Genomic DNA, 16,138 nt, shown 5'->3' with positions numbered 1-16,138 from the left:
CTCAACGGATCAGACCGACGAGGTCTTCCGCGATCAGGCCGTCCCGCCCCCGAAGCGCGGCGTCGCCGTGACGCCATACGGCAGCGCAGGCGGCTTCGAACGGCGCATCGCCGCGCGCGAGGTGCGCCGCGATCATGCCTGAAAGCACGTCGCCGCTCCCGGCCGTGGCGAGGCGTGCCGACGCATGATCGTTGATGACCGCGCGGCCATCGGGCGCGGCGATCACCGTGTCCGGCCCTTTCAGAACGATCACGTTGCCGGACCGCGCGGCGGCGATACGGGCACGGTCCACTTTGCTGCCCGGAAGATCGCCCGGAAGATCGCCGAACAGCCGTACAAACTCGCCTTCGTGCGGCGTCATCACGGCGCCGAGGCCGAAGACCGGCGCCGGATCGTTCGCGAACAGCGAGAAGATATCGGCATCAAGGACCAACGGCTTTCCGGCGCCGAGCACCGCCTCAGCCCGCGCGCGCGCCGCAGCGTCCCGGCCGAGGCCCGAACCGAGAACAATCGCGTCCGCGCGGCCAAGTTCGATTTCGGCGAGCGGCTGCACGACCAGTGAAGACGGGGGCAGCGCCGTCTCGGACGCCAGCGTCACATAACCTGCGCCTGCCCGCTGCGCTGCGCGGGCGGCAAGCCATGCCGCCCCCGCCATCGCGCCGGAAACGACGAGTACATGTCCGCGCCGGTACTTGTGCGCGTCTGGCGAGAGCGCGGCGGCGTGCGGCGCACCGTTTCTGAAGAGCAGCGTCCCGATCTCGCCAAGGCCGATGTCGGCGACGACGACACGCCCGCAGGATGCCGAGGCGGGATGGAGAAGGTGCGAAGGCTTCATCGCACCGAATGTCACGGTAAGGTCCGCAGGCGCGAGGGGCGACAGCACGGCGCCGTTGTCGGTCGCGGCGCCGCTCGGCAGATCGAGCGCGACGATAACTGAAGATGCGTGCGCAAGTTCATGAAGTTTTGTGAGAATCGGCTCTTCCAACCCGCGCGTGAGGCCGGTTCCGAACAGGGCGTCGACGAGCACGAAGCGCGACTCCGCGTCGGCGATGTCCATCACTGGCGCATTCCACAGCAGGGCGGCCTGCCGTGCCGCTTCGGTCGCGGGCGCCGCCACTGCGGCGACTTCGACCGGCCAGCGGCGCTGTCTCAGCGCATTCGCGACCACATAACCGTCACCGCCATTGTTGCCCGGCCCTGCCAGCACCAGTGCCGGTGCAGGCCCATAAAACGCGGCAATCGCCGCGGCAGCGGCTTCACCGGCGCGGCACATCAGTTCGAACCCGCTCGTCCCCGCAGCGATCGCGCGGGCTTCAGCGGCGCGCATTTCGGCTGCGGTCACCACGGGTTCGCGGGGCAGAAGCGGTGGATATTCAGCGGGCATGGAAAGACCCGACACCGATCATGGCAGGCTTGTCAACGCGCACTGTTCTTGCGACAGCATATGACGTCATGCGTCTTCCCGTCCTCGTGGTCCTTGCCGTCACGCTCCTTTTCGGCGCTTGTGCGCCGTCCCCTTTCTATGCGGGCGGCGTCAGGACGACACCGGGCGAGATTCCCCGCGATTCGCGCGGCGAGCCCGTATGGTCCGCGATACCGCAGCCGGTGCAGGAGCGGAGCGAAGGCACGGTGCCGCCGCAGCCGAAGTCGATCCCCGTGCTGCCGCTGCCGACCTCGCCCACATCGCTGTCTTCGCGCTCAGATGTCGGCGTAGACGTGGCGCTCGGCGCGGGCGCCGGGGTGCGTGCAGGCGCCCTTGCTGGCGGGGCCGACGTTCTGGGCGTAGCGCCAGAGCGCACCGGACTGGTAGGCATTGACACGCGGCTGCCAGCGCGCGCGGCGCTCAGCGAGAACATCGTCGCCGACGAGGAGGTCTATGGTTCCCTCGACAGCGTCGATGCGAATGAGGTCGCCGTTCTCGATCAGCGCGATGGGGCCGCAGTCCGAAGCTTCGGGGCCGACGTGGCCGATGCAGAAGCCGCGCGTCGCGCCCGAGAAACGCCCGTCGGTGATCAGCGCAACTTTGTCGCCCATGCCCTGTCCATAGAGCGCGGCGGTGGTGGCGAGCATTTCGCGCATGCCGGGGCCGCCCTTGGGGCCTTCGTAGCGGATGACGAGGACTTCGCCCTCCTCAAACTGGCGGTTCTCGACGGCAGCGAACGCGTCCTCTTCGCAATCAAAGACGCGGGCCGGGCCTTCGAAGACCAGCTTGGCGAGCCCGGCGACCTTCACGATGGCGCCGTCCGGGGCGAGCGAGCCCTTAAGGCCGACGACACCGCCCGTGGGGGTGATCGGGTTTGAAACCTCGCGGATGACCTTCTGGTCGGGGTTCCAGGTGATTTCCTCGATGTTCTCGCCCAGCGTCTTGCCCGTCACGGTCATGCAATTGCCGTGCAGGAAGCCGCCCGCGAGGAGCGTCTTCATCATCATGTAGACGCCGCCTGCCTCATACATGTCCTTGGCGACGTACTGACCACCCGGCTTCAAGTCTGCGACATAAGGCGTTGATTTGAAAATCTCCGCGACATCGAAAAGATCGAATTCGATGCCCGCCTCCGAAGCCATCGCCGGAAGGTGCAGAGCGCCGTTCGTGGAGCCGCCCGTCGCCGCCACAACCCGCGCCGCATTCTCGAACGCCTCGCGCGTACAGATGTCGCGCGGGCGGAGGTTCCGTTCGATCAGTTTCATGATCTGCCGCCCTGCCGCCTCGGCGATATCGTCGCGCGTCTCGTAGGGCGCGGGCGCCATGTTGCTGTTCGGCAGGCTGAGGCCAATCGCCTCCGCCACGCACGCCATCGTGTTCGCCGTGTACTGGCCGCCGCAGGCGCCGTGGCCGGGGCACGCCGCCTTCTCGATCGCGGTCAGGTGCGAGAGCGGACACTTGCCCGACGCGTACTGACCGACGACTTCGAACACGTCCTGCACCGTGAGGTCGCGTCCCTCGTACCGGCCCGGCAGGATCGAACCGCCGTAAACGAAGATCGAAGGCACATTCAGACGCAGCATCGCCATCATCATGCCCGGCAGCGACTTGTCGCAACCTGCGAAGCCGACGATGGCGTCATAGCAGTGACCGCGCACCGAAAGCTCGACCGAGTCCGCGATCACCTCGCGGCTGACGAGCGAGGCCTTCATGCCCTGGTGGCCCATCGCGATACCATCGGTGACGGTGATGGTGTTGAAACGGCGCGGCAGGCCACCTGCCGCGTGCACGCCCTTGCGGGCGATGTCCGCCTGATGGTCGAGCATCGTGTTGCAGGGTGCGCTGTCGTTGCCCGCCGAGACGACGCCAACGAACGGGCGGGCGATCTCTTCTTCGGTGAGCCCCATCGCGTAATAGTACGACCGCTGAGGCGCGCGCTCGGGGCCTACCGACACATAACGGCTCGGCAATTTCGATTTGTCGAACGTCGTCATGCGATTACCTCCAGAAGCTCAGATTCGACGATGCCAATGACACGACCGAGACGCTGCGTCCATGCGGCAATCGCGCCTTCGTCGGCAAGGAGATCCTGGCGGATCTCGAAGGTGAGATAGGAAAGCCCCCTCGCCTCTGCGTGACGGTCCGTCGTGTAGCCGTAGACCGCGCCTGAGTAAGGCTCGTTGTCGCCGACCGTGAAACCGTCGTCGGCGAGGACGCGAATGGCGATGCGTGCGGCGCGGTCGTCTCGGTTGTAGAGCAGCGCGACCTGCCACGGGCGCGTTTCTTCGGGGCGCGAGGCGAGGCTTGGCGTGAAGCTGTGGATCGAGACGAGAAGCTGCGGTTTCAACCGATCGAGCGCCTCGGCGATCGCTGCGTGATAGGGTTCGTGCCAGGCTGCAAGGCGCGTCAGCCGCTCTTCTGCGCTGAGCGACACATTGCTCGGAACGGGAATACCGTCGCTTGCGGACGGGATCGCGCCGTTGTCCTCCGGCGCGCGGTTGCAATCGGCTACGAGACGCGATGCGATTGCGAGGATCGCCGGCGCATTGAGTGCGGCCGACAGCCCGCGCGCCAGCGCCGCAGTGCCGATATCCCATGCGATGTGCTTCTGGAGGTCCGTGGCGCTGACACCGAGCACGAGATCGGCAGGAACGGCGTTCGAGGCGTGGTCGGCGATGATGAGCAGGCGGCCCGGGGCGCCGGGCAGATATTCGGCAGCACTCATCGATCGGCGAACACCGGCTTGCGGCGCGCGGCGAATGCCGCCAGCCCTTCGGCGAAATCGGTGCCCGCGAAGGCCGCGTCGAAAATCGCGGCGCTATCCGCATCGTCGTCGCGGTCGCCATCGAGCACGCGGCGGACGAGGCCCTTGAGCCCGGTGGTGCTCGACGGCGCGTTCTCAACGATCCGTGCGATCAGCAACTCCGCCTCGCGGCTCAGCGCCTCCACGGTCGTGCCCACCTCGATGAGGCCGATAACGAGCGCTTCGTCCGCCGACAGAAGCTCGCCCGTGTAGAGAATGCGCCGCGCCTGCCCCGGCCCGACGAGATCGACGAGCAGCTTGATGTCGTGCAGCGGATAGACGAGCCCCAGCTTCGCCGGAGTAATGCCGAACCGCGCGCGTGACGAAGCGATCCGCATGTCGCAGGCGAGCGCGACACCGCACCCTGCGCCCACGCAGTCTCCATCAACGATGGCAAGCGTCGGGATCGGTGCGCGCGAAATGGCGAGCTGTGCGCCGCGCAGTGCCCGGCGGTTCCCGGCTTGCCACACCGGATCGCGGGCTTTCTCGGAAAACTCGCCGATATCGGCCCCTGCCGAGAACATGGCAGGCGTCGCGGACTGGATGACGAGGACACGCACCGCGCGCTCGGCAACCGCAGCATCGACCAGACGGGGAAATGCTTCCCACATCGCCTGCGAGATGGCGTTGCGCTTGTCCGCACGGTGGAAAGCGATGCGCGCGACCGGCCCGTCGATTTCGAGTTGCAGCGCGTCGGTCATTTCACCCCGTCCTATCCGGTGTCGAACCGGGGCTCCAATGTCACGCGCCTTGCGGCCTCGCAACCGCAAATGCCCTGCCCTCAGCGCAAAGAAAAAGGGCTGCGGCAAAGCTGCCGCAGCCCTTGAAGGCCGCAATGGGCCTTGGGGGGACTTTTACTTCGCGAGCTCAGCGTATTCCGCTTCGGCAACGCCGAGGGTCTTGTACGCGCCTTCGAACTTCTTCTTCGCCGCGCGCTCGTTGCCCGCATCGCAAAGCAGCTCGCCCGTGCGAACCAGCTTCAGCGCCTTCTTGGCCGTATCCGCATCGCCCTTTTCGGCGACCGAACGGATGTTGGCGGGCATCGCGGCGCAGGCGCCTTCAGATGCGTGAGCAGGCGTGATCGAGGCGGTGACGAAGAACGCGGACGCGACGAAAGCGAGGGGGAGAGTGACGAGAACGCGGTTCATGATCTTGCTCCTGATTTGCCGTGGGAGGGCGATTACTGAGTCTTACTTAAAACCATTGAAGCCTGTTTAAGTGTCACTCAGTTCTATGTCAAACGATTTTTTGAGTGCCACGCAAATTGCATACCGCAGCGCAGCATTGCAACGGCAAAAACGCGTAGAAAAAGCCGCTGCGACCATGCGCCGCGGCGCGAGAAGAGCTTAGTTTACGGCGACCAGTTCGGCAGCGGTGACGCCGGAAATGCGCTCCACGCTGTGGCGCATTTCCGAATCGAGCAGCAGGCCGCGCGCGAGCCGGATCGAGGCGAACCCTCCCGGAACCGTGATTTCCGCATAGATATCGCCGCGCCCGGTGGGCAGGCTATCCGCGAGGCGCCGCAGCGCCGCGGCATCGAAGTCTCCCGACACCTTGAGGTTCAGCCGCCCGCGGCTGTGCTTCGACAGTTCGGCAACGGCGGTGAGCCCGCGGATGGTGACGCGCGGCGTCTCCTCTCCGTCGCGCCACAGCAGCTCGGCGTTGATCAGCACGACCTCCTGAGCCGCGGCGGCGGCTTCGAGTGCGGGCATCACCTCTTCGTCGAAACAGCTCGCAACATACTGGCCGCCCGAATCCGACAGGCTGGCGAGCAGATAGCGCGTGCTGCGTCCATTCTGCGGCGTACGCCAACGCACCGACTCGACGAGGCCCGCCATCGTTGCGCTGCCGCGGCCGCCGTCCCACGGCGCGCCATCCTCGCAAACGCGCGCGTAGGAGCGTGCACCGTGCGTATCGAGCACGTGCTGCCAGGCTGAGAGCGGATGCGCGGCGAAATAGAAGCCGAAGGCATCGCGTTCCTTCGCCATTGTCTCGCCGAGCGACCATGCCGAGACGCTGCCTGGCGCCATCAGCGTGATCGAGGCGCCGCCCCCTGCCCCGCCGAACAGCGCACCCTGATGCGTTTCGCGCGCATCGGCCGCTGCGTTCGCCGCCGCGAGCACCGCTTCGGCCATCGCATAAGCCCTGGCGCGGTTGGGCTCGACGCAATCGAAGGCGCCGCCCGAGACGAGGCTTTCGATCTGGCGCTTGTTGAGCAGCGTCGGATCGATGCGTTCGGCAAAATCGGTGAGCGACTTGAATGGGCCGCCCGCCTCGCGGACCTCGACGATGCCTTCCATCGCACGCTCGCCGACACCTTTGAGGCCGGCGAGCGCATAACGCACCTTGCCGTCCTCTACCGAGAAGTCGGCCTCGCTGTTGTTGATACAGGGCGGCAGGCACTCCACGCCCATGCGCTTCATATCGTCTATGAACACGCTGAGCTTGTCCGTGAGCGCGATGTCATAGGCCATCGAGGCGGCGTAGAACTCGACTGGGTACTTCGCCTTCATCCAGCCCGTCTGATAGGCAACGAGCGCATAGGCGGCGGCGTGGCTCTTGTTGAAGCCGTAGCCCGCGAACTTCGCCACAAGCTCGAAGATGTAGTCGGCCTGGGCCTGATCGACGCCCTGCGCGGTGGCGCCTTCGAGGAAACGCGCCTTCTGGGCGTCCATCTCCTCTTTCTTCTTCTTACCCATGGCGCGGCGCAGAAGATCGGCTTCGCCGAGCGAATAGCCCGCGAGCACCTGCGCGATCTGCATCACCTGTTCCTGATAGATGATGACGCCGTAGGTTTCTTTGAGGATCGGCTCCAGCTTCGGATGCAGGCAGTCGACCGCCTCGGTGCCGTGCTTGCGGTTCGCGAAGCTCGGGATGTTGTCCATCGGACCCGGACGATAGAGCGAGACGAGCGCGATGATATCTTCGAAGCAGTCCGGCTTCACCTGCGCGAGCGTGCGACGCATCCCTTCGGATTCGAGCTGGAACACGCCGACCGTGTCGCCCTTCGCAAGCAGCGCGTAAACATCGGGATCGTCCCACGGGATCGTCGACAGATCGACGGTGACGCCACGCTTTTCGAGGAGATCGAGCGCACGCTGGAGAACCGAGAGCGTCTTGAGGCCGAGGAAGTCGAACTTCACGAGGCCGGCCTTTTCCACCCATTTCATGTCGAACTGGGTGACGGGCATGTCGGAACGCGGATCGCGGTAGAGCGGCACCAGTTCGTCGAGCGGGCGGTCGCCGATCACGACGCCCGCCGCGTGCGTGGAGGCGTGGCGCGGCAGGCCTTCGAGCTTCATGGCGAGGTTGACGAGGTTTTCGACCGCCGGATCACGCTTCGTCTCGTTCTCGAACTCGGCGACGCCGTTCATCGTGCGGTCGAGCGTCCACGGATCGGTGGGGTGGTTCGGCACCAGCTTCGCGAGCCGGTCCACCTGCCCGTAAGGCATCTGCAGCACGCGGCCGACGTCCTTCAGCACGGCGCGCGCCTTTAGCGTTCCGAAGGTGATGATCTGCGCCACCTGATCGCGGCCGTAGCGTTCCTGCACGTAGCGGATCACCTCGCCGCGCCGGGTTTCGCAGAAGTCGATGTCGAAGTCCGGCATCGAGACGCGCTCGGGGTTCAGGAAGCGTTCGAACAGGAGGCCGAGCCGCATGGGATCGAGATCGGTGATGGTGAGCGCCCACGCGACCACTGAGCCCGCGCCTGATCCGCGCCCCGGCCCCACCGGAATGCCGTGAGACTTTGCCCACTGGATGAAATCGGCGACGATCAGGAAGTAGCCGGCAAAGCCCATCTTGTTGATGATGCCGAGTTCGTAATCGAGCCGTTCGAAATACGGTTCGGTATCGGTGCGGCCTTCAAGCCGCCGCACGAGACCGGCGCGGGCCTGCTCGACGAGCATCGTGGCCTCGCCCTCGCGGTCGCCGGCGAGGCTCGGCAGGATGGGCTTTCGCGACGGCGCCATCACGGCGCAGCGGCGCGCAACGACGAGCGTGTTGTCGATCGCTTCGGGCACGTCCTCGAACAGGCGGATCATCTCGTCGGGCGTTTTCAGCCAGCATTCCGGCGAAACGCGGCGGCGGCCTTCGGTTTCCACATAGGCACTGTCGGCGATGCAGAGCAGCACATCGTGCGCGGCCGCAAAGCTCTTGTCCGGGAAGGCCACGGGATTGGTGGCGACGAGCGGCAGGTTCCGGGTGTGGGCGAGTGCGATGAGGGCCTGCTCGGCGCTGTCTTCGATCGGATTGTGCGTGCGCGAAAGCTCGATGTAGAGCCGGTCCGGGAACAGTGCCTGCAGCGTGTCCGCATAGGCGTTCGCGGCATCCGTCTGCCCCTCGGCCAATAGGCGCGCGAGCGCGCCGTCAGGCCCGGCGGTGAGCGCGATCAGACCGTCGGTCAGCCCTTCGAGCTCGGCCAGCGGCACGTTCGGGCCATCCACGGGATCGGATTCGAGGTGCGCGCGGGAGACGATGCGGATGAGGTTCTTGTAGCCTGCCTCATCCTGCGCGAGCAGCGCCAGCCAGTCCTGCGCGGGCTTGCTGCCCGCTTGCGGCGTGCCGGGCCGCGCGACCGAGAGCAGCGCGCCGATGATCGGCTGTACGCCCGCGTCCGAAAGTTTCTCCGAAAACTCCATCGCCGCGAACAGGTTGTTCCTGTCGGTAACGGCAGCGGCGGGCATACCGTACTTAATACAGGCCTTGGCGATATCCTTCGCATGAACCGCGCCCTCCAGCATCGAATAGGGCGACTGGATGCGGAGATGGACAAAACGCGATTCGGGCATGGCCTATTGTGGCGCAGGCTCCCGACGCCGGGAAAGCAGGAATTCGAGATTCTGCTTCACGCCCGGCCATTCTGTGGCGATGATGCTGTAGCAGACGATGTCGCGGATGCGGCCGTCCACCGCGATCTGGTGATTGCGCAATACCCCGTCCCGCTTGGCGCCGAGCCGTTCGATGGCGCGCTGCGAGGCGCGATTGAGCCAGTCCGTGCGGATCTGGACGACGTTGCAGCCCATCACCTCGAACGCGTGGCCGAGCAGCAGCAGCTTGCATTCCGTGTTCACCGGGGAACGCTGCACCGACGCTGCATAGAAGGTCGCGCCGATTTCGAGCCGGCGATGCGCTTCATTCATGCGCAGGTAGCGCGTGGCGCCGACGATGCGTCCATCCGCCTCGATCACGAACGGCATCGATCGTCCCGCCGCTTTTTCAGCGAGGGCCGTATCGAGCCAGCCCTTCACATCATCGGGCGAAGGCACGCGCGTGAAGAACAATTCCCAGAGCCGCCCATCGCGCGACACTTCGGCGATGCTCTCCGCATGTGCCGGTTCGAGCGGCAGAAGCCGGGCGTACCGTCCTTCGAGGCGGGGCTGATCCTGCCAGGGGCTCATCGTGTTTCGACCAATTGGCCTTCGTGCAGCTCGACCGTGCGGTCCATCTGCTTTGCGAGCTGCGTGTTGTGCGTGGCGATGAGCGCCGCGGAATTGTGGCTGCGCACGACGCGCAGGAATTCCGCGAGCACGCGCTGCGCGGTCGCTTCGTCGAGATTGCCGGTGGGCTCGTCGGCGAGCACCAGCACCGGCTCGTTCGCGAGCGCGCGCGCCACCGCAACGCGCTGCTGCTCGCCGCCCGAAAGCTGCGAAGGCCGGTGATCGAGGCGCTGGCCAAGGCCGAGATCGGTGAGCAGCGCCTTCGCCTTGTCCGCCGCCTCGCGTGGATCGCGTCCCGCGATGAGCTGCGGCAGCACGACGTTTTCGAGCGCGTTGAAGTCCGGCAGCAGGTGGTGGAACTGGTAGACGAAGCCGAGCTTGTCGCGGCGGACCTCGGTGCGTTCGTGCGCGGAGAGCTTTTCGGCGGGGCGGCCGTCGATGACGATCGAGCCGTCGAAGCCGCCTTCGAGGAGGCCGATCGCCTGCAGCATCGTGGATTTGCCGGAGCCGGACGGGCCGAGCAGCGCGACAATCTCGCCGGGGCCGACGCTGAGGTCGACGCCGCGCAAGACCTCGATCACCGCGCCGCCCTGGCTGAAGCTGCGCGCGAGGCCTTTGACTGCGAGCACGTCACTCATAGCGCAGCACCTGCACGGGATCGGTGCTCGCCGCCTTCCACGCCGGGTAGATCGTCGCGAGGAAGCTGAGCACCAGCGCCAGCGTGACGATGGCGGTGACCTCGACCATGTCGGTTTTCGCGGGGAGTTCGGTGAGGTAGCGGATGCGCGGGTCCCAGAGATCGACGCCGGTGATCTTCGAGACACCGAGCACGATGTTCTGCCGGTAATGCAGGAACAGGAAGCCGAGCGCCATGCCGAGCAATATGCCCGCGGACCCGATCAGCGTGCCGACGGTGACGAAGATGCGCATCATCGCCGCGCGGCTCGCGCCCATCGTGCGGAGGATGGCGATGTCGCGGGTTTTCGCGCGGACGAGCATGATGAGGCTGGTGAGGATGTTGAACACCGCGACGAGGATGATGAAGCCGACGACGACGAACATCACCGTCCGCTCCACCGAAAGCGCCTCGAACAGCACGCCGTTCATCTGCCGCCAGTCGATGATGATGCCGCGCCCGGTCAGCGCGGGGACGAGCGGCTGGAGGATGCGATCGGCCTTGTCCGCATCGGTCGTCGTCAGCGTGATCATGCCGATGTCATCGCCCATGCGCAGGAACGTCTGCGCGCGGTCGAGCGGCATCAGCACGAAGGCCTTGTCGTAATCGAAGATGCCGACCTCGAACACGGCGGCGATCTGATAGGGGACGATGCGCGGGGTCGTACCGAACGGCGTCACCTGCCCGTCGGGCGAGATCAGGCTGATCGTATCGCCCACACCGGCACCGAGCGATTCGGAGAGGCGGGCGCCGATCGCGACGAAATTGCCTTCGAGCGCGAGGTCTTCGAGGCGCCCGGCCTTCACGTTGTCGGCAACGAGCTTGAGGCCCCGAATGTCGTCCATCTGCATCCCGCGCAGGAGGACGCCTTCGGCGCGGCTCTTGTAAGAGCCGATGAGCGGCTGTTCGATGATCGGCTCGGCCTGCACGACGCCGGGCGTGGCGCGCGCCTGCGCCAGCAGCGGCTGCCAGTCCGGCAGGCGGCCGCCGTACCCCTGCACGACGGCGTGGCCGTTAAGGCCGAGGATACGGTCGAAAAGCTCGGCGCGGAAACCGTTCATCACCGACATGACCGCGATGAGGGCGGCAACGCCAAGCGCAACGGCGACGAGGCTGATCGATGCAACGAGGAAGATGAACCCCTCACCCCGCCCCGGCAGCAGATAGCGCCGGGCGATCATGCGCTCGTAGCGGGAGATCATCCCGCGAGCTTCTCCAGCGCGGCCTCGACGGAAAGCTCATGGCGCTCGCCGGTTTTGCGGTGCTTGAGCTCGACGACACCCGCGCTGACGCCCTTTGGCCCGACGACGAGCTGCCAGGGGATGCCGATGAGGTCCATGCCCGCGAACTTGGCGCCGCCGCGCTCGTCGCGGTCGTCGTAGAGCGTTTCGACGCCCGCGCGTTGTAGCTTCGCGTAAAGATCGTCCGCCGCCACGTCGCAGGCGGCATCGCCGCTCCTGAGGTTGATGAGGCCGACTTTGAAGGGCGCGATCGCTTCCGGCCACACAATGCCGTCTTCGTCGTGGCACGCCTCGATCACCGCGCCGACGAGGCGCGAGACGCCCACGCCATAGCTGCCCATCTGCGGCGTGACGGGCTTGCCGTCCTGCCCCTGCACCGAAAGGCCCATCGCTGCCGAGTATTTGGTACCGAAGAAGAAGATGTGGCCGACCTCGATACCGCGGCGGCTGAGCAAACGCTCCGCCGGAACCGGGCAGTTCGTCACCTTCTCGTGCTCTTCGGCTTCCATCGCGTAGATCGAGGAAAGCTTCGAGACGGCCTCGGGATCGGTGACGTCAACGTCCTCGATCGCCGAATCGTAGAAAATCTCACTCTCGCCCGTCTCGGCGAGGATGTGGAACTCGTGGCTCATGTCGCCACCGATCGGGCCCGTGGGCGCGCGCACCGGCACAGCCTTGAGGCCCATCGCCGCGAATGTGCGCAGATACGCCTCGAACATGGCGTTGTACGAAACCTTGCCGCCCGCTTCGTCGAGATCGAAGCTGTAGGCATCCTTCATCAGGAACTCGCGGCCGCGCATCACGCCGAAGCGGGGGCGCACCTCGTCGCGGAACTTCCACTGGATATGATAGAGCGTGCGCGGCAAATCGCGGTAGCTGCGCACGGAATCGCGGAACAGCGCCGTGATCATCTCCTCGTTGGTCGGCCCGTAGAGCATTTCGCGCTCGTGCCGGTCCTTGAAGCGGAGCATCTCCGGGCCATAGGCATCATAGCGGCCGGATTGACGCCAAAGGTCCGCCGACTGGATGGTCGGCATCAGCAGCTCGATGGCGCCCGCGCGGTCCTGCTCGCGGCGGACGACGTCGGCGATCTTGTCGAGGACGCGAAGGCCGACCGGCAGCCACGCATAAATGCCGGCCGAGGTCTGGCGCACGAGACCGGCCCGCAGCATCAGCTGGTGGCTGACGATCTGCGCGTCGGTGGGGGTTTCCTTGAGGAGCGGAAGAAAATAACGGGAAAGTCGCATAGTGCGCGCTGTCTAGCATGGGCGGCCGCGCAAGCAACTGCCCAATCCGCGATCCCCTACCCTTGCCCGTTACGCAGCCGCACCGAGCCGCATTGTTGCATCATATCCACACCCCCCGAAATTAATGTGCGTGGGGCGTGACGCTCTCTTGTCGGGATGCCCACCCGCACCGTAACACTCTCGCCACTGATCCGGTATCGCCTGTGGGAGGGCACCAGGGTTGGGGGAGGACGCGCGACGCGAATAACGACGGCGCGCTAGCAAGGTCGGGGTCCGATGGGGGAACAGAGGACCTGATCTTCGCGGGAGTTAAAAAGACTCGTCACGAGAGCGCCCGGGCCGGAAACGACCCGGGCGCTTTTCATTTGTGGCCGTTCTCAAACGACCCTGAAGAACCCGCCTGTTCGACAGGCTGTTGCGGCGGCGCATCGCGCATGACGCCGCCGAGCCACGCGGCCGAACGCCGCAGAGCCAGCTTTCCCGCCTCCGTATCGAGATCGAATTGGTGCTCGTGCGCGAGCGGCGGCGTGTAGGCATCAGGAAAGAACAGCGTTTCCACCTTGGCGCCTTTCGCACGCAGGGCATCCGCCAGTTGGACAGACTGCGGACGCAGCGGATCGACGTTGCCGACCGAGATGAACGCAGGCGGGAACGCAGGCGTGACGTGCTGCGCGACGGACATCAGCGCGAAGGCTGGGTCACTGCGGAAATCCCGCGTGCCGCTGTACGCCCACACCACCGTGCGCAGGAAAATGCCGAAGGGACCGTCGAAGTTCACCTTGCCGACGTCATAAGGCCCGCAATAGAGCAGCACACCGCGCAGCGGCGCGGGAAGCGGCGAAGGCGTGATGCCGACGGCATCCGCATAATCGGCTGAGGTCACGATACCCGCGAGCTGCGCCGCAAGCTGTGCGCCCGCCGAATCGCCGGCGAGCACGATGCGTGCGGGATCGAGGCCATACCGCGCCCCTTCCTGCGCCACGAAGCCGAGCGCTTCATTCGCTTGCCGCACCGGGGTTGGGTAGGTCGCGCCCGGCGCGATCGAATAGCTGATGTTGACGACGCCATAGCCTCTGGCGGCAAGAATCTTCAGGTAGTTGGTGAGGTCGGATTTGTCGCCCGAAACCCATGCGCCGCCGTGAATCCAGAGAATCACGGGAAACGGTCCCTTACCGCTTGAAGGTAGGTGAATGTCGAGCCTCGCATCGGGATCGCCCGGTGCGTAGGCGATGTCGTTCAGCGAGCGGACGTTCGTGGGCAGGTGCTTTTCAAGCTTTGCCGATGCGGCGCGCGCGCCGGCATCGAAGATTTGCCGGATGACGAGCACACCCGGCCACGGGCTGAGCCACGCCGCCGCGAGAACGAGCACGACAAGCACTGCCAGCGCAGCCGCCAACCGCTTGATCCACCGCCCCATGGCCGCGACCCTCTCACCCTGTCCGCGCAAATGTTACCATGGATAAAGGCGCAGGTATTCGCACTTCAGGCCGCGCGGGCGCTTTCACGTGCAACCCGTGTGTCTCGCACCGGGGGCAGACCGAACAGGCGCGCATATTCGCGCGTGAATTGCGGCACGCTTTCGTAGCCGACAGAGAATGCCACGTGCGCGGCGCTGCGCCCTTCCGAAAGCATCAGCCGTTTCGCTTCGATGAGGCGCAGCTGCTTCTGGAATTGCAGCGGCGAGAGCGAAGTGATCGCCTTGAAATGGTGATGGAACGACGACGGGCTCATGCCCGCGGCAGCGGCCAGGCGCTCGACGGGAACGGTCTCGGCGTAAGCCTCGCGCAGCACGGCAACGGCCCGTGCGATCCGCCTTGCGTGGCCATCGGGCCAGCCGAGTTGCCGGATGGCAGGCCCATGTCGCCCGGCGAGCAACCAATAGTGCATCTCGCGTCGCAGCTGCGCCTGCAGCACCGGCAGCGCTTGTGGGCGGTCCAGCAGCTGCATCAAACGAAGCGCGGCGTCGGCGACCTCCCTGTCCGTCGTATCGACGCGAACGGGTGCGGCATCGGAAACGAGCGCAGGCTTCATTTCCGTCGTGAGCTCGGCGATCAGCGCAAGATCCAGTTCCAGCACCAGTGAATAGTAAGGCGCGGCAAGGCTCGCCCGCGTGATCTGGCTGACGGTCGGCACGTCCGCCGTCACGAGCAGCGAATCCCCGGCGGAAAAAGTGAAGGCCTGCGTTCCCATCGTCACCTGCTTGCTGCCTTGCACCAGAAGGCAGACCAGCGGACGGTAGACGTCGTGGAGGAGCCCGCTCGGCGTGGTCGCGCGCACGGCGAAAAGGCCGGGGATCGGAGTCGGCGCAAAACCGAGCGGGTCGGCATGGGCGTCTGCGTGGCGCCGGACAGCTTCAAGGAGCGTGGTCATGAAAGACGCAATAGCCGCTTTCCACCTGAAATACATCTCCGTTGGAGGATCAGGCAAGACACTCCGAGCTTCCGGCAACACGGGGATGCGCGCGGCGCCTATACATCAAGCAACACAAACCCAAGGAGAATGGCCATGACAAAGATCACCCTCGTAACTGGTTCCAGCCGCGGCCTTGGTCGCAATACGGCGCTCAGCATCGCACGCCGCGGCGGCGATGTCGTGCTCACCTATCACAGCCGCAGCGACGAGGCGGACCGCGCCGTCGCGGAGATTCAGGCAATGGGCCGCAAGGCGGTGGCGCTGCAGCTCGACACCGGCGATGTCGCTGCTTTCGCTGGCTTCGCAGACCGGCTGCGTACGGCGCTACGCGAAACGTGGCAGCGGGAGACGTTCGATCATCTGGTGAACAACGCCGGACACGGCGAATACGCGCCTATCGCCGAAACCACGGAGGCGCAGTTCGACGGCCTCGTCAACGTGCACCTGAAGGGCGTGCTCTTCCTCACACAGGCACTGCTGCCGCTGATCGCCGATGGCGGCCGCATCGTGAACATCTCGAGCGGTCTCACCCGTTTCGCCTACCCCGGCTACGCGGCCTATGCGGCGATGAAAGGCGCGGTCGAGGTGCTGACGCTCTACATGGCGAAGGAACTCGGTGCGCGTGGGATCGCGGTCAACACCGTGGCACCGGGTGCGATCGAGACCGATTTCGGCGGCGGCGCCGTGCGCGACAACGCCGAGATCAACAAAGGCCTCGCCGATATCACTGCGCTCGGCCGCGTCGGCGTGCCGGACGATATCGGGCCAATGATCGCGAACCTGCTTTCCGAGGACAATCGCTGGGTAAACGCGCAGCGGATCGAGGTTTCGGGTGGTCAGGCGATCTGAGGTTTTTGGCTTACCCCTCTTCCCAACCCTCTCCCCGGCGGGGAGAGGG

14 protein-coding genes are annotated in these 16,138 nt (G+C 65.7%); 1 reads left to right on the top strand and 13 read right to left on the bottom strand.

Annotated elements, in window-relative coordinates:
• Position 1: 1 nt before the first annotated feature.
• The 13 genes from ACE3TJ_RS00730 to ACE3TJ_RS00670 all read right to left on the bottom strand — a co-directional run bounded on the left by ACE3TJ_RS00730 (position 2) and on the right by ACE3TJ_RS00670 (position 15,198).
• Complete coding sequence (locus ACE3TJ_RS00730; RefSeq protein WP_374592878.1) at positions 2-1,342, bottom strand: NAD(P)H-hydrate dehydratase; 1,341 nt, start codon at positions 1,340-1,342, stop codon at positions 2-4.
• Between the two features lie 178 nt (positions 1,343-1,520).
• On the bottom strand, positions 1,521-1,682 hold the full coding sequence (locus ACE3TJ_RS00725; RefSeq protein WP_374592876.1) for a hypothetical protein: 162 nt from the start codon (positions 1,680-1,682) through the stop codon (positions 1,521-1,523).
• Between the two features lie 16 nt (positions 1,683-1,698).
• Complete coding sequence (gene ilvD / locus ACE3TJ_RS00720) at positions 1,699-3,417, bottom strand: dihydroxy-acid dehydratase (RefSeq protein WP_374592874.1); 1,719 nt, start codon at positions 3,415-3,417, stop codon at positions 1,699-1,701.
• Complete coding sequence (locus tag ACE3TJ_RS00715) at positions 3,414-4,148, bottom strand: N-formylglutamate amidohydrolase (protein WP_374592871.1); 735 nt, start codon at positions 4,146-4,148, stop codon at positions 3,414-3,416. Before ACE3TJ_RS00715 ends, ilvD begins: the two co-directional genes overlap by 4 nt.
• Positions 4,145-4,927, bottom strand: coding sequence for an enoyl-CoA hydratase-related protein (locus ACE3TJ_RS00710; protein WP_374592869.1), 783 nt, complete (start codon positions 4,925-4,927; stop codon positions 4,145-4,147). The genes ACE3TJ_RS00715 and ACE3TJ_RS00710 overlap by 4 nt, the downstream gene beginning before the upstream one ends.
• Before the next feature lie 153 nt (positions 4,928-5,080).
• Positions 5,081-5,374: a hypothetical protein gene (locus ACE3TJ_RS00705; protein ID WP_374592867.1), complete on the bottom strand. Its 294-nt coding sequence runs from the start codon at positions 5,372-5,374 to the stop codon at positions 5,081-5,083.
• A 198-nt stretch (positions 5,375-5,572) separates the two neighbouring features.
• On the bottom strand, positions 5,573-9,016 hold the full coding sequence (gene dnaE / locus ACE3TJ_RS00700; protein ID WP_374592865.1) for a DNA polymerase III subunit alpha: 3,444 nt from the start codon (positions 9,014-9,016) through the stop codon (positions 5,573-5,575).
• A gap of 3 nt (positions 9,017-9,019) precedes the next feature.
• On the bottom strand, positions 9,020-9,625 hold the full coding sequence (locus ACE3TJ_RS00695; protein WP_374592863.1) for a GNAT family N-acetyltransferase: 606 nt from the start codon (positions 9,623-9,625) through the stop codon (positions 9,020-9,022).
• Positions 9,622-10,302, bottom strand: coding sequence for an ABC transporter ATP-binding protein (locus ACE3TJ_RS00690; RefSeq protein ID WP_374592861.1), 681 nt, complete (start codon positions 10,300-10,302; stop codon positions 9,622-9,624). The genes ACE3TJ_RS00695 and ACE3TJ_RS00690 overlap by 4 nt, the downstream gene beginning before the upstream one ends.
• Positions 10,295-11,542, bottom strand: coding sequence for a lipoprotein-releasing ABC transporter permease subunit (locus ACE3TJ_RS00685; protein ID WP_374592859.1), 1,248 nt, complete (start codon positions 11,540-11,542; stop codon positions 10,295-10,297). Before ACE3TJ_RS00685 ends, ACE3TJ_RS00690 begins: the two co-directional genes overlap by 8 nt.
• Positions 11,539-12,828, bottom strand: coding sequence for a proline--tRNA ligase (proS, locus tag ACE3TJ_RS00680; RefSeq protein WP_374592857.1), 1,290 nt, complete (start codon positions 12,826-12,828; stop codon positions 11,539-11,541). Before proS ends, ACE3TJ_RS00685 begins: the two co-directional genes overlap by 4 nt.
• Before the next feature lie 361 nt (positions 12,829-13,189).
• Positions 13,190-14,245, bottom strand: a complete 1,056-nt coding sequence (locus ACE3TJ_RS00675; protein WP_374592855.1) for an alpha/beta hydrolase — start codon at positions 14,243-14,245, stop codon at positions 13,190-13,192.
• A gap of 65 nt (positions 14,246-14,310) precedes the next feature.
• A complete protein-coding gene (locus ACE3TJ_RS00670; RefSeq protein WP_374592853.1) occupies positions 14,311-15,198 on the bottom strand; it encodes an AraC family transcriptional regulator N-terminal domain-containing protein in 888 nt (295 codons plus the stop codon).
• A 135-nt stretch (positions 15,199-15,333) separates the two neighbouring features.
• Here ACE3TJ_RS00670 and ACE3TJ_RS00665 point away from each other — a divergent pair, with 135 nt between their 5' ends.
• Entirely contained in the window at positions 15,334-16,089 is a 756-nt protein-coding gene (locus ACE3TJ_RS00665; RefSeq protein ID WP_374592851.1) for an SDR family oxidoreductase, read from the top strand.
• Positions 16,090-16,138: the final 49 nt, after the last annotated feature.

It is taken from the genome of Sphingosinicella sp. (genome assembly GCF_041916975.1).
Classification (GTDB): Bacteria; Pseudomonadota; Alphaproteobacteria; order Sphingomonadales; family Sphingomonadaceae; genus Sphingosinicella.
Note: the sequence above shows the minus strand (reverse complement) of the source record. Positions and strands in the feature narration are given on the sequence as shown.